The 17,716-nt window shown below is 42.7% G+C and carries 13 protein-coding genes; 8 read left to right on the top strand and 5 right to left on the bottom strand.

The annotated features are described in order from the left end of the window. Positions 1 to 174: 174 nt before the first annotated feature. Positions 175 to 1,893 carry a nitrate/nitrite two-component system sensor histidine kinase NarQ gene (narQ, locus tag M9196_RS02860; RefSeq protein WP_250616022.1) on the top strand — a complete coding sequence of 573 codons (1,719 nt, stop codon included), beginning with the start codon at positions 175 to 177 and terminating at the stop codon, positions 1,891 to 1,893. Further along, positions 1,886 to 2,518, top strand: coding sequence for a response regulator (locus M9196_RS02855; RefSeq protein ID WP_250616021.1), 633 nt, complete (start codon positions 1,886 to 1,888; stop codon positions 2,516 to 2,518). Before narQ ends, M9196_RS02855 begins: the two co-directional genes overlap by 8 nt. 192 nt (positions 2,519 to 2,710) lie before the next feature. Here M9196_RS02855 and M9196_RS02850 read toward each other — a convergent pair whose 3' ends face one another. Continuing rightward, positions 2,711 to 4,582 (bottom strand): methyl-accepting chemotaxis protein, encoded by a 1,872-nt coding sequence (locus tag M9196_RS02850; RefSeq protein ID WP_250616020.1) that lies wholly within the window; start codon positions 4,580 to 4,582, stop codon positions 2,711 to 2,713. Positions 4,583 to 4,915: 333 nt separating this feature from the next. On the opposite strand from M9196_RS02850, the gene M9196_RS02845 reads away from it, so the two are divergent. The 6 genes from M9196_RS02845 to M9196_RS02820 all read left to right on the top strand — a co-directional run bounded on the left by M9196_RS02845 (position 4,916) and on the right by M9196_RS02820 (position 12,502). Then, on the top strand, positions 4,916 to 5,608 hold the full coding sequence (locus M9196_RS02845; RefSeq protein WP_250616019.1) for an aspartate/glutamate racemase family protein: 693 nt from the start codon (positions 4,916 to 4,918) through the stop codon (positions 5,606 to 5,608). A gap of 272 nt (positions 5,609 to 5,880) precedes the next feature. Beyond that, entirely contained in the window at positions 5,881 to 7,281 is a 1,401-nt protein-coding gene (locus tag M9196_RS02840) for a sensor domain-containing diguanylate cyclase (RefSeq protein ID WP_250616018.1), read from the top strand. A gap of 148 nt (positions 7,282 to 7,429) precedes the next feature. Continuing rightward, a complete protein-coding gene (locus M9196_RS02835) occupies positions 7,430 to 8,044 on the top strand; it encodes a LysE family translocator (protein ID WP_250616017.1) in 615 nt (204 codons plus the stop codon). A gap of 147 nt (positions 8,045 to 8,191) precedes the next feature. Beyond that, complete coding sequence (locus tag M9196_RS02830) at positions 8,192 to 8,908, top strand: hypothetical protein (protein WP_250616016.1); 717 nt, start codon at positions 8,192 to 8,194, stop codon at positions 8,906 to 8,908. A 94-nt stretch (positions 8,909 to 9,002) separates the two neighbouring features. Next, positions 9,003 to 10,073: a polyamine ABC transporter substrate-binding protein gene (locus M9196_RS02825; RefSeq protein ID WP_250616015.1), complete on the top strand. Its 1,071-nt coding sequence runs from the start codon at positions 9,003 to 9,005 to the stop codon at positions 10,071 to 10,073. Positions 10,074 to 10,189: 116 nt separating this feature from the next. Then, the gene (locus M9196_RS02820) at positions 10,190 to 12,502 is read left to right on the top strand and encodes an EAL domain-containing protein (protein WP_250616014.1); all 2,313 of its coding nucleotides are present in this window, start codon (positions 10,190 to 10,192) and stop codon (positions 12,500 to 12,502) included. A 20-nt stretch (positions 12,503 to 12,522) separates the two neighbouring features. Here the strand turns inward: M9196_RS02820 and M9196_RS02815 are convergent, their stop codons facing one another. The 4 genes from M9196_RS02815 to tal form a co-directional block, all read right to left on the bottom strand. Next, positions 12,523 to 13,584 (bottom strand): diguanylate cyclase domain-containing protein, encoded by a 1,062-nt coding sequence (locus M9196_RS02815; protein WP_250616013.1) that lies wholly within the window; start codon positions 13,582 to 13,584, stop codon positions 12,523 to 12,525. Positions 13,585 to 13,588: 4 nt separating this feature from the next. Continuing rightward, entirely contained in the window at positions 13,589 to 14,041 is a 453-nt protein-coding gene (locus M9196_RS02810) for a hypothetical protein (protein WP_250616012.1), read from the bottom strand. Between the two features lie 327 nt (positions 14,042 to 14,368). Then, positions 14,369 to 16,375, bottom strand: a complete 2,007-nt coding sequence (gene tkt / locus M9196_RS02805) for a transketolase (protein WP_250616011.1) — start codon at positions 16,373 to 16,375, stop codon at positions 14,369 to 14,371. A gap of 86 nt (positions 16,376 to 16,461) precedes the next feature. Further along, positions 16,462 to 17,412, bottom strand: coding sequence for a transaldolase (gene tal / locus M9196_RS02800; protein WP_009845571.1), 951 nt, complete (start codon positions 17,410 to 17,412; stop codon positions 16,462 to 16,464). Positions 17,413 to 17,716 lie beyond the last annotated feature (304 nt).

Raw genomic sequence — 17,716 nt, 5'->3', positions numbered from 1 at the left:
CATTCATATAAATTGTAGGTTTTGATACATTTGTATAAATACCCCTTAGGAGGTAATTGTAGGCTATCATTGTTTTAGATCAATAAATTACACGCCCTGGATGGACATAGTGTGACCTCCTAAATTCCGATAATTAAGATGTATTTAGAAAGTTATAGATGAGATGAACAAAATATGAAAAAACCGAACAAATCATTGACCGGAACAATAGCCAAAGCCATGATTTGTATTCTACTGTTGTCGGTGGTGACGACCAATTTTGCGATCCTGACCCTAGCGTCAAGTTTGAATGATGCTGAAGCCGTGAACGTTTCGGGATCAATGCGAATGCAAAGTTATCGTCTTGCTCATGATATTCAGTCAGACTCCTCACTCTATATCCTTCATGTCCAACAGTTTGAAGCATCGTTATACTCTCCATCTATGCTTGCGTTACAAGCGTGGGATGTGCCAGAAAGCATCACTAATGAATATTATCAGCTCATATATCGTTGGCATGACTTGAAGAAAGTGCTTGATGGTAACGATAGGGCTGAATACCTACTTTTAGTCGCAGATTTTGTCGATAGAATCGACCATTTTGTGCTTAATTTGCAAGAACACTCAGAAAATAAGCTGATTCGTCTCGCTTGGGCAGGAGGCTTTGGGCTTGGCGGCATATTGATCGTCGCGGTTTATGTCGTATTGTTTGTGAGAAGACAAGTGGTACGTCCACTTGGGCAACTCATATTGGCAAGTGAGCAAATTCAGAATCGTTCTTTTGATGTGTCCGTGGATATTCGATCGGATAATGAGTTGGGTATCTTGTCACGCGCGTTCCAAAATATGGCTGAAGATCTTGGAAAGTTGTATCGAGGTTTAGAATTTGCTGTGAACGAAAAAACACATAAACTACAGCATGCGCACCAATCTCTTCAAGTTCTATATAAATCGTCGCAAGAATTGGCGGCAACAAGAATTTCGCACGAGAACTTTCGTGCCATTCTGGCGTATATTTACAGTGTTGAAGGGGTTGTCGCCGTCGAGCTAAAAGTCGATGAAGTAGAAGGTCGTCCTTGGATAGCGACCGAAGGTAAATTTACTGAACAGCCAATTCATACCAAAGTGCTCTATCTTGATGGGCAGACATTGGGAACCCTTCGTTATCAGCCCGGTATTCCGTGTCCAGATGAAAAATTGATTGATAACTTTGTGTTGATCCTCGCGCGCGCTGTGTATTACAACAAAGCGCAGCGACAAAGTGAGCATATCATTTTAATGGAGGAGCGTGCCACGATTGCCCGTGAATTACATGATTCCTTGGCACAGTCGTTGTCTTACCTAAAAATACAGGTAACACTACTCAACCGCTCTTTATCCAAAGAGATGACAGATCTGCAAAAAAGTCGCTCGCAAGTTGTGTTGAATGACATCCGAGCTGGGTTAGACAATGCGTATACACAGCTTCGAGAATTATTGACGACGTTTAGATTATCTATCAAAGAGGGCACATTTGGTGAGGCAATCGCCGAAATGCTGCACCAATTAGATGAGCGTACCGACGCTGAAATCAATCTGGATAATCAGCTATCCTCATTGGAGTTAGGTGCGAATGAACAAGTGCATTTGTTACAGCTGATTCGTGAAGCCGTACTTAACGCAATTAAACATGCCTATGCCACGACCATTACCGTCTCGTGTATCGAAGAAGATAATGGCTTTGTTACTGTTAAAATTACCGATGATGGTGTAGGGTTCGACCAAAATACTGAAAAGCTAAACCACTATGGTATGAGTATTATGCAAGAACGAGCTGCTCGCTTAAACGCACAGCTAACGGTGAATGCTGAGCACAATGCTGGATGTGAAGTGGTGTTAATGTTTCAAAGAAGTAAGGAGCCACAGAGTGAGTGAATGTAAGGTCCTATTAGTCGATGACCACCCGCTGATGAGGCGTGGTATTGGGCAGTTGTTGAGTTTTGAAGATGAGTTTGATGTCATTGCTGAAGCGAGCAATGGTGCAGATGCGGTTGCTTTGGCAAAAGAGCATAACCCAGACTTGATCTTGCTTGATTTGAACATGAAAGGCATGTCTGGTTTAGATACACTAAAAGCATTGCGCGAAGACGACTTCCAGGGACATATTGTCATTTTAACCGTTTCAGACAGTCCAGCAGACATAGAATCACTCGTTAAGGCAGGAGCAGACGGTTACTTACTTAAAGACACCGAGCCGGATGAGATCATCGATAGGTTGAACGGTTTGTCTAGTGGTGAGAAAGCGTTTAGTAATGTGATTGAAAAATATCTCGAAGAGCGTGGCAATACCGAAGACGTTTTTTCTTCACTTACCGAACGTGAAACGCAAATTCTTCAAGAAGTCGCGAAAGGATTTAGGAATAAGCAGATCGCGGACCGCTTGTTTATTTCAGAATCGACAGTAAAAGTTCATATGAAAAGCCTGTTGAGAAAGCTGCAGGTACCTTCACGGACGGCGGCGACTATTTTGTATCTTGAAAGGTACGGTGAGCTTAAGTAGCTCTGATTAGCTTGATTTGAAACTCGTATTATTAAAAAGGGTCAGCACTGCGTGCTGACCCTTTTTAATTGTGAATAGAGCAGGTCATCAATCGCGACCGAATGCTAGTCCTGAAGGTTGGAGCATTAAAGCGCTACGCTTAACTCTATATTCTAAACCTTAACTCTATATTTTAAACGTTAACTCAACGTTCTAAACTTTAAAGCTTCCTAGCAACTGCTCTTGCTGATGAACATTAGAGGTTTGCTCTTTCATTGCTTCGTTCGCGCCTTTTGCTGAGTCCGCCACTTGTTCGCTTAAGTCTTTAATCTTTATAGTGTTAGAGTTGATCTCTTCTGCGACTAAGCTTTGCTCTTCCGCGGCAGCGGCAATCTGCATGTTCATGTCGGATATTTGTGCAATGGACTGGCGAATTTTTTCAAGTGCATCGTTAGCCTGCTGAGCACGCTCGACAGCTTGAACAGCGCTGCCCTTACTTTGCGTCATTGCATTGGAAACCAGATGCGCGCCGGATTGCAATTGCTCAATCATACTGCGGATTTCTGTGGTTGATTGTTGCGTGCGTTGTGCGAGCGTGCGAACTTCGTCGGCGACTACCGCAAAACCGCGTCCAGACTCTCCCGCTCGAGCTGCCTCAATTGCCGCATTAAGCGCAAGTAAGTTAGTTTGATCGGCAATATCGTTGATCACTTTTAAGATAGTTTCGATATTGTCAGTAGCCACTTCTAACCCTTGAACTTCGTGCACAGCGTCATCGATGCTTGCAGACAGGGTGGTTATTGCTTCGGTCGTATCCATTACTACAGTTGAGCCTTCCAGGGTAGCGTTGTCAGCTTCCTGAGCCGCACTGGCTGCACCTTGTGCGTTATTGGCGACCTCGGCAGAAGTGCTCGCCATTTCATTCATGGCAGTAGCGAGTTGTTCTAGCTCCTGCAGTTGCGTGGTCATCGCACTGGCTGATTGCTTAGAGCCTTCCGTCGTCTGTTGAGTCAACTGCATTATTTTTGAAGAAATGAGTTTTGACTGAATGATTTGCCCCTGCAAGTTCTCTGTAAAGGTATTAAACCCACGAGCAAGCTCAGCAAACTCTTCATCTGTGTTTGTATCTAGACGGTGAGTTAGGTCACCATCACCATTAGCAACATCTTGGATGGCTGAGTTTAATTCGTTTAGTGGCTTCATTAACACGCGAATAAGCAGTGTTAGTAAGATGACGCTAACAATTAGACCTGAAATGATAAAGAAGATGGACTGGTTACGCAGTTCACTAAGCGCTGAGAAAGCGATACCTTTATCAATGATGGCACCTACATACCAGTTTTCTTCAGGAACGAGCACAAGGTTAACTTGATAATCTTTGCCATCAAAGCTTAATTGTTGAGCACCTTCCTTTAAAACAACGTTGGGGAGGAAAGCATTAATAGGCTCACCATTTAAGCTGCTATCAGGGTGAGCGATCGTCATGCCATTGTTGGTCACAACAAACAGGTAGCCCGCGCCGAATAGATCAGTTTGGTTAACCAAATCTGCGAGGGTGGTTAAGGTAACATCAAATACTACACTTCCGATAAACCGACCATTGGCATCATTGAGAGGAGATCCAAGTGAAATAATAACGTTCTTGGTTGAAGAATCGACATAAGGGTCAGTAATAATGGTATCACGAGCGGTTTTGGACTCCGAATACCAAGGGCGCGTGCGCGCGTCATAGCTAGCATCGGGAACCCAACCATCGTTGCTCAATAAATCTCCTGTATCTTCAAAACCAATACCCACAGCCTGAAAAGTGCGCTTAAGGGTAGGAGTAGTAATGACTTCAGTTACGTATTCTCGTTCATTCGGTGCAATTTCAAGAGATTCTGTGACGGCACTGGCTAAATCACGTTTAGCATCTAAATCATATGTAATGGTACTTTTAACACCCGATATTAATTCGTGAATGCTGGTGTCAATGTGAGTTTGTAACTCACTCCTAACGGTCAGCAATTGGGTGACGCCGAGTGTTGATACTGTAACCAGCAGCAAGGCTGCCGAAGCAGAGACTATTTTGTGACTGAATTTCATACATTACCTTAAATTTAAACTAAATTTCAACGATTTAGATTGCACTGTCGTTTTTATTATTATTGTCATTCTGTATGTGTACTCACTATTAAGTACATTGTTTTGTATAACTATATATATTATCGGTGCCGATTTGAGGAACTTTAATATATTTGCGCACTTTTTTACTGGTCAGCGCACTTTGCACTATCACACGCAATAATCACCTTCATGAAAACGATAAATGGAGATAAAGACGGTGCTCATTTAGCAGTAATGAGATCGCTCACTTGAAGAGTTGTAAGGTATTGCATAAGTTAAGATGACATCATTGGTTAAGAGGGAAGCTGACACATGAAAACGATAGGGTTACTTGGTGGCATGAGCTGGGAATCAACAACAAATTACTACAAAGCCATCAATGAGGGAGTTAAATCTGAGCTTGGCGGTTTTCACTCTGCGAAAATTGCGATGTACAGTGTCGATTTTGCAGAAATCGCTGCACTACAACACAATGGCGATTGGCAGCAAGCCGCGACTATCTTAAGCCAGGCTGCGCAAGCGGTGGAGTCAGCAGGGGCTGATTGTTTACTAATCTGCACGAATACCATGCATAAAGTCGCCGATGACGTGGCAAGTAGTGTATCCATCCCGTTGATTCATATTGCCGATGCGACAGCGATCGAGTTAAATCAAGATGAACGTCGAGTAGTAGGGTTGCTCGGCACGACCTTTACTATGGAGCAGAGCTTTTATAAAGAACGTCTTGAAGCTAAAGGAATAAAAGTTCTGGTACCAAATGGTGTTCAAAGAAAGCTTGTCCATGACATCATTTATCGAGAGTTGGTGTTGGGGGAAGTCAAAATGAACTCCCGTCAAGATTACTTAGAAGTCATTGCAGATTTAAGGGAACAAGGTGCAGAAGCGATTATTTTGGGCTGTACGGAAATTGCGATGCTTATTAATGAAGAGGTGACTCAGATACCGTTGTACGATACGACCCAGATTCACTCCGCTGCGGCGGTGAAGTTCGCTATAGACAGCTAATAGTATAAATACAGGTTCGGTGAACATCCACATAATGGCAGCAGGTTGTTCATTGTGAGGTAGGGGACTAGCATGACGTTTTCATGACGTTTTCATGGCGAATTGGCAAAGGGTGACGTTCTACAATGGTGCCCGAATCTTTTTATTAATGATTAATTAGTTATTTATGAGATACAGGTCGTACTTGTTTGATTTTTTGGCAACACATCACATAAATTATGCCTATATATAGATTCTGTGAATGATTATTGTGATCTATATGGAGATTTGTTGTGAGTTTACTTCAATCGGTGGTGCGTCATTTGTCGATGCTCGCTCTGATTTGTTGCACGTTACATGTTCAAGCTGCCCCTGAGACATTAACGATTTCAAACTCAAAGGCGTGGAAACCGTATTCCTATCTTGACGAAGACGGCGAACCTGCTGGTATCTTAATTGACTTATGGAAAAGCTATGGTCAAGCCAATGATGTCGAGGTGGTCTTTCATTTAGTGGACTGGCAATCTTCTATCGATTTGGTTTCAGATAGACAAGCGGATATTCATGCCGGGCTATTACGTTCAGAAGAGCGTGAGCAGTTTTTAGTGTTTGGCATAGACCTTCTACAAATTGATAATCAACTCTATTTTCATCACGACTTGTTGAATTTTGAGGTTAACGACTTTTTGCTCGGTTCCCACAGTTATGAAGTAGGTGTCGTTCATGGGGGGTATGAAGAGACTCACATGCGCAAAAACTACCCGAACATCTCATTAAAAGCGTTTCAAAATAATGAAGAGATGATCAATGCTGCACTTCGAGGTGATATTCTTGCTTTCAGTGCGGACTTACAAGTCGCGAATTACTATCTTTACAGCGAACGGAGTAACCAAGATTTTATCGCCGTTAAGCACTTGTATACTGGGACGCTCTATGCCGCCTCTGAACGGTCGAATACTCAATTACTTACTCAAATTTCCACGCAGTTTCAGAATATTAGCTCAGAGGAAAAACAACGTGTACTGAGTAAGTGGATGCACATAAAAACGGTTTATCCAGAGTATTTATTGCCGATTGCACTGAGTTCATTTGGTCTACTAGTTGGTGGTTATACGGTGTTACTTCGCTACAACGTACGCAAGAAAACCGGCGAGCTAGCAGCGATTAATAAGGATCTTAAATTCTTGTCAGAAACTGATGCGCTGACTGGATTGAGCAATCGCCGTCGTTTCTTTCAATGCCTGGAACAGTTCAGGAATAGCCAATTTACTCTTACTGTGGTCATTATAGATATTGATGACTTTAAATTGGTGAATGATAAATATGGTCATATAAGTGGTGATGTGGCGATTCGAGCGGTAGCAAATGCGATTAAACCCATGATCTCAGACGATCAAATTTTTGGCCGTATCGGTGGAGAAGAGTTTGCTATCTGTTGTTGCGATAGGAGTTTTGAACAATCCACTAAGCAAGCTCAGCGTCTTTGTGAGTTAGTTCGAGAAATTAAGCTCCCGGATATTGGATTCACCCCACTCACGATCAGTGTTGGTTGTGCGGTGTATCAACAGGCAAAAGACTACAAGACACTAGCCGACGCAGATAAGTTGATGTATCAAGCAAAAGAGAACGGTAAAAATCAGGTTGTTTCGGGGCGTATCTTGCCAGTCGAGCAAATTAATGCGGAAGCCTCGTGATGCTCAGGTATTACTGTGTCAGGTAGTCATGTAAGCCCACTGAGGGTATGACTTGCGTAGCGTAGGTATAATATTGATTCTTTAGCAGTTAATCGGTTTTCTGCTTAGACAACTTGGTGTAGAGTTGCTCTGTTAATAAGGAGCAAGCATGACACTAACAACTTGGATTTCGCTTTTTACGATATGTTTACTTGGTGCAATGTCACCCGGACCTAGTTTAGCTATTGTGGCTAAACATAGCCTGTCTGGGGGACGAGTTAACGGCTTTGCCACCGCATGGGCACATGCTGTTGGGATTGGCATTTATGCCTTGGTTACCGTTCTTGGTTTAACCGTTTTACTGCATCAGTTCCCACTTGTATTTAAATCACTTTCACTAATGGGTGCACTTTATCTGGCATGGCTAGGCTACAATGCGTTGCGTTCTAAGGGCGGGATAGTTGAGCGATTAGAGTCGGGTCAGCCCGTATCGGTATTTACGTCGGCGAAAGAAGGTTTATTAATTTCTCTGTTTAGTCCTAAGATTGCCCTCTTTTTTACCGCTCTTTTTAGCCAGTTTGTTGCAGTTGGTAGTGAACTGTCTGACAAGGCGATCATTATTGCGACTCCACTGGTCGTTGATGGGCTTTGGTATACACTTATTACCGTGATGCTTTCCTCACCTTACTTACTCAAATTTTTGAAATCGAAAGCGCGTGTGATTGACCAAATTTCAGGCGTCGTTCTGATTCTTTTGGCGATTCGTGTATTGTTCACTCTTTAACTTTAACTTTAGCTTTAACTACAACTACAACTGCAACTGAAACTGAAACGCTTCACCTGAAGCTATTTGCCTCATCGATTTCTTGTAGCTTGTGATATTGGCAATCTGTTCATACACTTAACCTAAAATAAAATACTAGGAAAAGCTGTGAACCGATTGTCATTTAACAAACAAGCCCCTTTTGCTATTTTCGTTTTCATTGGTTCTTTAACGGGCTGCCAACCGCAAATGATGGACGAACCTTTGCCCGAAAGGTTTGGGCTCGATAACGTCAATATACTGGTCCAGCAAAAAATATTGTTACCAGAAAAGCTCGAAGCGTCCCCACAAGATTTCCAATACAAAGCGGGTGCGATCGATCTGAATTTGGATGGTCGCGATGAAATTATGGTATTAATGCAGGGCTCTTATTTTTGTGGTTCAGGAGGCTGTACCGCTTACCTATTTAATGACGAAGGTGAGCAATTGAACCGTATGACGGTTGTCAGAGAGCCCGTTTTGGTATCTGAACGTCGCTCAAATGGCTGGAAAGACTTTTATGTATGGAGTGAAGAATCACTTCGTACAATGAGTTATGACGGCGTCAGTTACCCTAAAAATCCTTCGTTAGCACCCAAATATGAGCGTCACTTAGAGCAAAAAGCCGCGCGACAGCTTGCAGAAATCCAAGAGATATATGTTCAAGATGGTTACGATCTAGCACTGGTCGATGAAGTTCCATTGTTTTATCCAGTCCATTCTTATCCGTTCCAATTTAAGCATTATGGTGACCCGAAGAGCGAATATAAACTTACAGTTAATATGCTAACTGGTCACTTGGACCTTGAAACGTTTGATATTTCGGAAAAAAAACCGTTACGTTAACGCTCGGCTTTCTCATAAGTGAGATTCATCTCGCTCGAATTCAGTATGCAGGTGTTCTAACCTATTACTAACAATAAGGTTTAGGTTACATATCATGAATAGAATCTTACGCATGGATGCGAGTCGCAGGTTAGCTAAAGTCTTATCACTCTGCGCATTATGTGTTTCCAGTTTTGTGTATGGGGGACAGAGCGTCATTTCCTTATATAACTGGGAAGCATTTTTAGCTGACAGCGTAAAAGAGCGATTAAGAATAAGTCACAACGTGTCTATCGAGGAAACCTATTTTTCTGATGAAGGTATTAGAGATGAAGTGATGTTAAGTGAGCGTCGTCATGCTTTCGACCTTGTAGTTATTGAAAGTGTTAGGCTGCAACTGCTAGCTAATCAAGGGGTTGTCGCAAAGGTACCTCAAACACTTAAAGATGAACTGTCGTCAAACTTTGATAGTAAGTGGAGTGACGCATGTGGTGATTATGGGATCCCGTATGCGTGGGGAACCAGTGGTATTTTGTATCGAGAGTCTGCGTTTGCAACGCCAGTCACCTCTTGGAAAGCGCTGCTAGAACCATCGATGGAATCCACGGGTCGTATTGCCATGTATTATAACCCTGTTGATGCGGTTGCTATCGCGTTACTTTCTGAGGGCAAAGATCCCTTTTCGAGTGTTAAGCAAGATCTCCAACAAGCTTATTCATTGCTTAGTCAGCAACGTCCCTTTTTATATACGTCAGATTACATTCTAAACTTCATAAATTCACCCGAGGAATTGAGCAATATTGATATAGCCTTTGGTTTTTCTGGCGATGAGTTTGTGCTTAATGAAGTCGTTCAGGGAGAGGAAGGCGAGTGGGTATATGTTATACCGAAAGAAGGAACTATCATTTGGTTAGAGTGTTTGGCGATACCGCAAGGTGCCACTATCACACCAGACCTACTTACTACCATTCGTTTTCTTTCTCAGCCCCAAATTGCTGCGTTAAATGCTGAAGAAACTTGGTTTTCGACCCCGAACCCACGTGCTCTAGAGTATGTTGGCCAAGATTATCTCAATGCCCCCTCGCTTAATCTTCCTCCAGCGATATCTGAAAGGAGTGTTCTATATCGGCGCGTGACGGACTTAGGACTGTTGATGAGGCAAAGAATTGTAGAGGATTTGAGATAAACATGACGTTACTTAAACGGTTGCATTTATGGTTAATCCCTATCTTAACTTTTTTGGTGATAATTGCAGGAGTGGCAATATATTATCAACGAATTGAAGGATTCAAGGCGCTTGAAGTGATCAAGTGGCGCGACAAAGTCACCAGCGCTTTCAGTGCGACTAATTATGAACAACACGGCATTTCTTCAATGGCACATGAAATAGCAGGGACCATTCAATTTTTACGCCTTACTCAGAATACCAGAGATATCGCAAGACGTAGCTTCTTAGAAAAATACCTCAATCAGTTAGTTGAAAAGCCAAGGATCAAAGAGCTTGATGGCGCACAGATCTTTGTGATTGATGAGCTGTTTACTGTTGTCGCAACCTCAATAAAACAGGGGCCGTTTTATTTCCCAACCCTCCCTGATGAGATCTATCAGAAGACGTTTGACACCTATGTCGAAATCTCATTAGGAGAACCGTTTATTAGCGATGGATTTATTTATCAATCGGGCAGTGATCAGATAAGGTTTTCATTCGTTGGTGCTTATGACAGTAAACTGTTTCCTGAAGACCCGCGAGCTCAAGTGCAAAAAGAGCGAACGATATTAATTACCGATGCACCTTTAATTCATTTAACGGCATTGTTAAATAGCATTAAATCGATGACTTATGTGAATGCTGATTTTTCTTTAGGAGAGCGTAACGATATTGTCCCTGCGGGAGAAGTTAGAATTTCGCAAGGAGTGGATAGCCTGACTGACGGAACAAAGCTGTCATTCGCAGGTTCAAAAATGACGTTAACACTGAGTATATTGGAAAGCCATTATGATGGTGAAAAACGACGTATAGCGCTGGAAGTGTTTGGCTATATCGTTGCTATTGAAGCAATACTCCTGTTTGTGATAGTTACTATTTTACGGGTAAGAATACTTAAACCCATTTCACACCTTATTGATGACATAAAAGCTGGCGGTCAAGAACTGCGATATTTTAAACGTTCAAAAGGCGATGACGAAATATCCGTGTTGAAAAATGTGTACATCGACACGCTGAGTAAAGTCAAGTTTGAAGCGGAATTTGATTACCTAACTCGACTGGCAAATCGTCGCACATTTACATCACACATAGAAAAAAGGATAGAGTGCTATTCAAATGAGAATGCATTCATTATTGGTTGGGATATTAAAGATTTTAGAAAAATTAATGACCTCTACGGTACGGAAATTGGCGATCGTGTACTGGTAAAAGTTGCGGAATGTTTGAGAACATTTATTCATACTTATCAAGCCGATCTTGGTATGGGGTGCAGCGATTATTCGATTAGCCGCTATGGAGGAAACTGTTTTGTCGCTGTTATTGATGTGAATCATGGCGATAAAATCGACCACTTTATTCGACAGTTTGAATCAAAACGAGGCAATTGTGTCATTGTAGATGGTTATACCTTTAACTTGGACGTGGCGATTGCTATTTTCCCTTTGTCATTAAGTGAGCGAACCGACTTATGGCAGAAAGGGCTTGAGGAAGCTTTTAATAAAGCTAAACAAATTAGAAGTAGCCAAGCGCTTGTCATTTTTGATGAAAATTTGGCGAGTCAACTAGAGCGTCGTGATGAGATTGAAAAAATGCTGCTGTCATGCAGTCAAAGCGGTGACTTTAAGCTTGAATTTATGCCATTGATCGATGCAAAAACTATGCTGATTAAGGGTATGGAAGTGCTAATACGGTGCCCATCCTTGCTCCAGTTTAATACAGGTCCAGATGAATTCATTCAAATCGCAGAACAAGCCAATATTATTTCTGCAATAGACCAGTGGGTAATCGAGAATGCTTTCTCCGCGTATCAACGAATGAGGAATGAATGTAATTATCAAGAAAGTATTTCGATTAATGTGTCTGCATTAGAGTTATACAACCGGATATTTATTGATTTGCTTACTAAGGCGAGCCAAAAATATCAAATACCGCCACAAAAAGTGGTAATCGAAATCACTGAAACTAGTTATGTTAAGAGTACACAAGATACAATAGGCATGGTTGAATCGCTACGAGAGCTAGGCTTTAAAGTCTCTCTAGACGATTTTGGAACGGGATACACCTCGATTAATCAATTGCTACATTATCCGGTCGATGAACTAAAAATAGATAAGAGTTTTGTTGAGCTCATTGGTTCAGGTAGCGGTAATGAGAAAATGCTGAATTCTATCATTAGCTTGGCTCATACATGTGGTGCTAGTGTCGTTGGAGAAGGTGTTGAAGACAGTTATCAAAGCCATTATTTAAGTAACATTGGCTGTGATACGTTGCAGGGCTATGTGTTTAGCCAACCACTTTGCTTTGATGATTTTTGTCAGATGTATCGTACTTATGACGCGGAAGATTATCGAGATCAAGTCAGTGATGTATCACTACTCCATAAACAACGCCCCCCCTTTAATGAGTAGCTAAGAAGGGGGCCAGTGAACTAAGCCCTTGTTGACGCAGCTTTACGGCGAGAAAGTAGTGTTAATCGTTCCAGAAGCATAGAGCGATGGACCTTTTGTTCATGAATGAGTGAAATATCCATGATTAGCTCTAAGTCACCCAAACAAATCGGTTCACTTAAACTATCCCTCATAACTTTCAACGTTTGTTCATTTTGCAAGGATTGGTTATGTGCACCTAGGGCAATTAATGTTGCGCCGCTATAGCGATATAAGTTGAAGTGTTTATCCATGAGTGCGTATGTTTTTTCTGCCGCAGACTTAATTAAAATGTCACCATAATCGATACCATATTTCTGGTTTATTTCATCTAAATTTAGAACTCGAATAGAAAGTATACTGTAATAGGTTTGGGAAAATTGTGGCTTTAAGTCGTGAGTAAGCGCTGAACGATTCATCAGTCGAGTGAGTGGGTCTCGTCGGAAAATAGACTTTCGTATTAAAGATTCTACCCAAAAGACGATTATGATAATAACAAAAAGGGAGACAAGAACCATAGTTGTCATTTTTTGTATTAGTAACAGTCTTTTTAACTCATGGGAGTTTTTCTTAACTAAGGGGCTTTGTAATTTAAAGTTGGAGTTAACGAAATTAATCACTTCATCAAAGTTCAAAATAACACGATGCTCAAGCGCTTCTTTTTTTATTTTACCGGACTCAAAAAGTTTAATAGAGTTTTCCAACGCCTGAAATCGCTCGAATTGGTCTGAAAAGAAATAGTAATAGTTTGCGTCTTGAATAAAGTTGGAGGATTCTCGGCTGTTAAGGATAATATCGAAACGACTCCAAGTTAGATCGAAGTGCAGCCAAAGACTTTTGGTTTCGATAGGGGTAATGCGGATTTCAGTGACAAATTGAGAGTACTCTTTAACCAATTGAAAAACGAACCATGTAGCTTCATTTTTGCGTTCAGAAAAGCCATCATTGATCGTGTTGATCTTCTCAATGGTTATGATGTTAACGGCTATCGCCAACGTGGTAAACAGCGCTAAAAACAGCTTGATTATGTTAAGAGGAACGACTTCGACCAGATATTTAATCATAGACCTACATTTGAATTCGTTTGAGTTGCCAAATCATTTTAGAATGATATTCCGTGTTGTTTAACTCTGGTTTAGCCGCGATTGGAAAAATAACCCAAAACGGCCCTTTGTGCCGGATGGACATCGGCTCACCGTTTTTAAGGATTGCAACGATTGGGGAATACGTTTCAATATCCGACCTCGGTATAACCACCTCATAATTATTTAAAGCAACGAAGGTCAGACTTGGCGGCAGGGTTAGGTTAGATTGCTCGAATAGTGTTTGTAACGTAACGCCCTGAAAGGTCGCCTCTTCTTCCAACCAAGGCAGTGTTGTAGAAATGGACGTTTGCGGCATGTCCAATAACTGACTATCGGAAATCATATACTTAATATTATTGGTGTCGACAATAGTTAGTTGGTTTGCCCAACTCCATTGGCTGAAAAACACCGCTAAGACAGTTATCCAGGTTTTCATTTTGGGATTCCTTCCGCTTCAACGATTTCTTGTCCATATTGATAGTCTAGGAAGCACGGAAGGAGTATCAAGCATGATCCTGTTTCACTTGTGAGACAATTGTTATTGTGCAATTAATTGAAATGAATGCTGCCCCGGCTTGTCTAGATAGGAAAGGGGGGAGGTACGATTCGGGAAGTCTGGATTAATGGGGTGTGGCTCGTGCGAATGGGAATAAAGGGAAAATAAAGAGCCATAACGTATACCGTTATGGCTCTTGAAAAGGCGAGAGTGATATCTCTTTTTACTGACGTGATATCAATCTCTGCTTCCTCGATATTACGTCGATTATTTTAGTAAGGTACGTGCCGTTTCAACAACATTTTCAGTGGTAAAGCCAAACATCTTGAACAGTTCACCCGCAGGCGCAGACTCACCAAATGTCGTCATACCGATGATCTTGCCGCCGAAACCAACATACTTGTACCAGAAGTCAGCGATGCCCGCTTCTACAGCGATACGTGCAGTTACGTCAGATGGAAGTACGGACTCACGGTACTCAGCGTCTTGTTTATCAAACGTGTCAGTTGCTGGCATAGATACAACGCGTACTTTCTTACCTTCAGCCGTTAGTTCAGCGGCAGCGTTAACTGCTAACTCAACTTCAGAGCCAGTAGCGATGATGATTAGGTCAGGCTTGCCAGCGCAATCTTTCAGGATGTAACCACCCTTGGCGATGTTTGCTACTTGCTCGGCGTCACGATCTTGTTGTGCAAGGTTTTGACGAGAGAAAATAAGCGCGGAAGGACCGTCTTTGCGTTCGATTGCCAGTTTCCAGGCAACAGCAGACTCAACTTGGTCACATGGACGCCATGTGCTCATGTTTGGCGTTAGACGTAGAGAAGCGATCTGCTCAACCGGTTGGTGAGTTGGACCATCTTCACCTAGGCCGATGGAGTCGTGTGTGTAAACTTGAATGTTCTGAACTTTCATCAGAGCAGCCATACGCATTGCGTTACGCGCGTATTCCATGAACATTAAGAACGTTGCACCGTATGGTACAAAACCGCCGTGTAGAGCGATACCGTTCATGATAGCCGTCATACCGAATTCACGTACACCGTAGTGGATGTAGTTACCAGAGAAGTCAGCTGCTTCAAGAGACTTAGAACCAGACCACATAGTCAAGTTAGAAGGCGCAAGGTCAGCAGAGCCGCCCATGAATTCTGGCAGCATAGCACCAAACGCTTCTAGTGCATTTTGAGATGCTTTGCGTGAAGCGATGTTTGCAGGGTTAGCTTGAAGATCAGCAATGATTTGGTTTGCTTTCTCTTCCCACTCAGCTGGAAGTTCGCCATTAGTACGACGTTTGAATTCTGCTGCTAGCTCTGGGTAAGCCGCTGCGTATGCGTCAAATTTCTCATTCCAGGCTGCTTCTTTCGCTGCGCCTGCTTCTTGTGCATTCCACTGCGCTGCGATATCCGCTGGGATTTCAAAAGGACCGTGTTCCCAACCCAGTGCCGCTTTAGTTGCTGTGATTTCATCAGCGCCTAGTGGAGCACCGTGACAGTCGTGCGTACCTGCTTTGTTAGGAGAACCAAAGCCAATCACTGTTTTAGTACAGATTAGAGTAGGACGAGGGTCCGCTTTAGCCGCTTCAATCGCTGCGTTGATAGCGTCAGAGTCGTGCCCATCTACCGCTGGAATGACGTGCCAGCCGTAAGCTTCAAAACGCTTAGGTGTATCGTCAGAGAACCAACCTTCAACTTCACCATCGATAGAGATACCGTTGTCATCCCAGAAAGCAACCAGCTTACCAAGACCAAGCGTACCTGCTAGCGAACAGGCTTCGTGAGAGATACCTTCCATCAGACAGCCATCACCCATGAATGCATAAGTGTAGTGGTCTACGATGTCGTGGCCTTCTTTGTTGAACTGAGCAGCAAGCGCTTTCTCAGCCATTGCCATACCAACAGCGTTCGTGATGCCTTGACCTAGAGGACCCGTCGTTGTTTCGATGCCTGGCGCGTAGCCGTACTCTGGGTGACCTGGAGTCTTAGAGTGCAGTTGACGGAAATTTTTAAGGTCTTCAATAGAAAGCTCGTAACCTGCTAGATGAAGCAGAGAGTAAATCAGCATAGAGCCGTGGCCGTTCGATAGGATAAAACGGTCGCGGTCAGCCCACTCTGGGTTTGACGGGTTGTGGTTTAGGTGCGAGCGCCAAAGCACTTCGGCGATATCTGCCATACCCATAGGGGCACCAGGGTGACCAGAGTTGGCTTGTTGCACGCCGTCCATGCTTAGAGCACGAATAGCGTTAGCTAGTTGCTTTCTATTTTGAGGAGATTGATTCATAAGAACTTCCGAATAAAAATTAAGAAAAAAAAATTGATAAAAGTAGGGGAACTGAACGTTCCCCTATTTGAATTTGGTAAGAGTGATTACAGCTTAGCTGCGATCATGTCTTCGAGTTTGCCTTGGTCAACGGCGAAGTTGCGGATGCCTTCAGCCAGTTTCTCAACAGCCATTGCATCTTGGTTGTGGTCCCATAGGAACTCAGCGTGAGTCATCGCTGCTGGACGCTCTTTAGTACCGTTAGAGTCGATAAGCTTCTCTACTACTTCGCCTTCTGCTGCTTCTAGGTCTGCGAGAAGTTGAGGGGCGATAGTTAGACGGTCACAACCAGCAAGTTCAAGGATCTCGCCGATGTTACGGAAGCTTGCGCCCATAACAACAGTCTTGTAACCGTGGTCTTTGTAGTAGTTGTAGATATCTGAAACAGAGATTACACCTGGATCTTCTGAAGCTTCGAAATCACGACCTTCTTTCGCTTTGTACCAGTCCATGATGCGACCAACGAAAGGAGAGATTAGGAATACGCCAGCTTCAGCACAAGCACGAGCTTGAGCGAAAGAGAATAGAAGCGTTAGGTTACAGTTGATGCCTTCTTTCTCTAGGATTTCAGCAGCACGGATGCCTTCCCAAGTAGAAGCCAGTTTAATAAGGATACGGTCGTTAGTGATGCCAGCGTCGTTGTACATTTTGATAAGTTGACGAGCTTTAGCAACGCTGCCTTCCATGTCGTAAGAAAGACGAGCATCGACTTCAGTAGAGATGCGGCCAGGTACAACTTTTAGGATTTCTTTACCGATGTTCACGTTAAGCATGTCGCAAGTATCTTGAACTTGCTGTGCTTTATCACCGCTTTGCGCTTTTGCGTATTCGATAGAAGCATCGATTAGAGGAGCGTACTCAGCAATTTGAGCAGCTTTAAGAATTAGAGAAGGGTTAGTTGTTGCATCTTCAGGAGTGTACTTGCTGATAGCTTCGATATCGCCAGTGTCAGCTACAACAGTTGTTAGTTTACGAAGTTGCTCTAATTTATTGCTCATTTTGATCATCCTATGTATCGCATAACACCTCATTAATGGGAGAGGTGTGGGCATTTGCAAGCTAACTAATGAAGTTCTCAGTGGTTGTACCAGTGAGCCAAACTTACATTAATTTAAATTTTTCTTCGAACGAACATTTGCACAGAACATTTGATCGCTCGATGAGTAAATGATGTAGCCATATTTATCCGATCTAGCATCAAAGTCAACGGTAAATAGTCCTGTATGGTGACTTCAGTCAAATATATTTCGCTCTAGTAATCATGAGGTATGCAAGCAATCGTTTAATGAGCAAAGTGAGGCG

The organism is Vibrio methylphosphonaticus (assembly GCF_023634655.1).
GTDB lineage: Bacteria > Pseudomonadota > Gammaproteobacteria > Enterobacterales > Vibrionaceae > Vibrio > Vibrio methylphosphonaticus.
The sequence above is the reverse complement of the archived record's forward strand: the minus strand, read 5'-3'. Positions and strand labels throughout refer to the sequence as shown.

Bases quoted from the DNA above. Each gene is read 5' to 3' on its own strand.
- narQ (WP_250616022.1), top strand. From the start codon at position 175: ATGAAAAAACCGAACAAATCATTGACCGGAACAATAGCCAAAGCCATG.
- M9196_RS02850 (WP_250616020.1), bottom strand. From the start codon at position 4,582: ATGAAATTCAGTCACAAAATAGTCTCTGCTTCGGCAGCCTTGCTGCTG.
- M9196_RS02845 (WP_250616019.1), top strand. From the start codon at position 4,916: ATGAAAACGATAGGGTTACTTGGTGGCATGAGCTGGGAATCAACAACA.
- M9196_RS02835 (WP_250616017.1), top strand. From the start codon at position 7,430: ATGACACTAACAACTTGGATTTCGCTTTTTACGATATGTTTACTTGGT.
- M9196_RS02825 (WP_250616015.1), top strand. From the start codon at position 9,003: ATGAATAGAATCTTACGCATGGATGCGAGTCGCAGGTTAGCTAAAGTC.
- M9196_RS02815 (WP_250616013.1), bottom strand. From the start codon at position 13,584: ATGATTAAATATCTGGTCGAAGTCGTTCCTCTTAACATAATCAAGCTG.
- M9196_RS02810 (WP_250616012.1), bottom strand. From the start codon at position 14,041: ATGAAAACCTGGATAACTGTCTTAGCGGTGTTTTTCAGCCAATGGAGT.
- tkt (WP_250616011.1), bottom strand. From the start codon at position 16,375: ATGAATCAATCTCCTCAAAATAGAAAGCAACTAGCTAACGCTATTCGT.
- tal (WP_009845571.1), bottom strand. From the start codon at position 17,412: ATGAGCAATAAATTAGAGCAACTTCGTAAACTAACAACTGTTGTAGCT.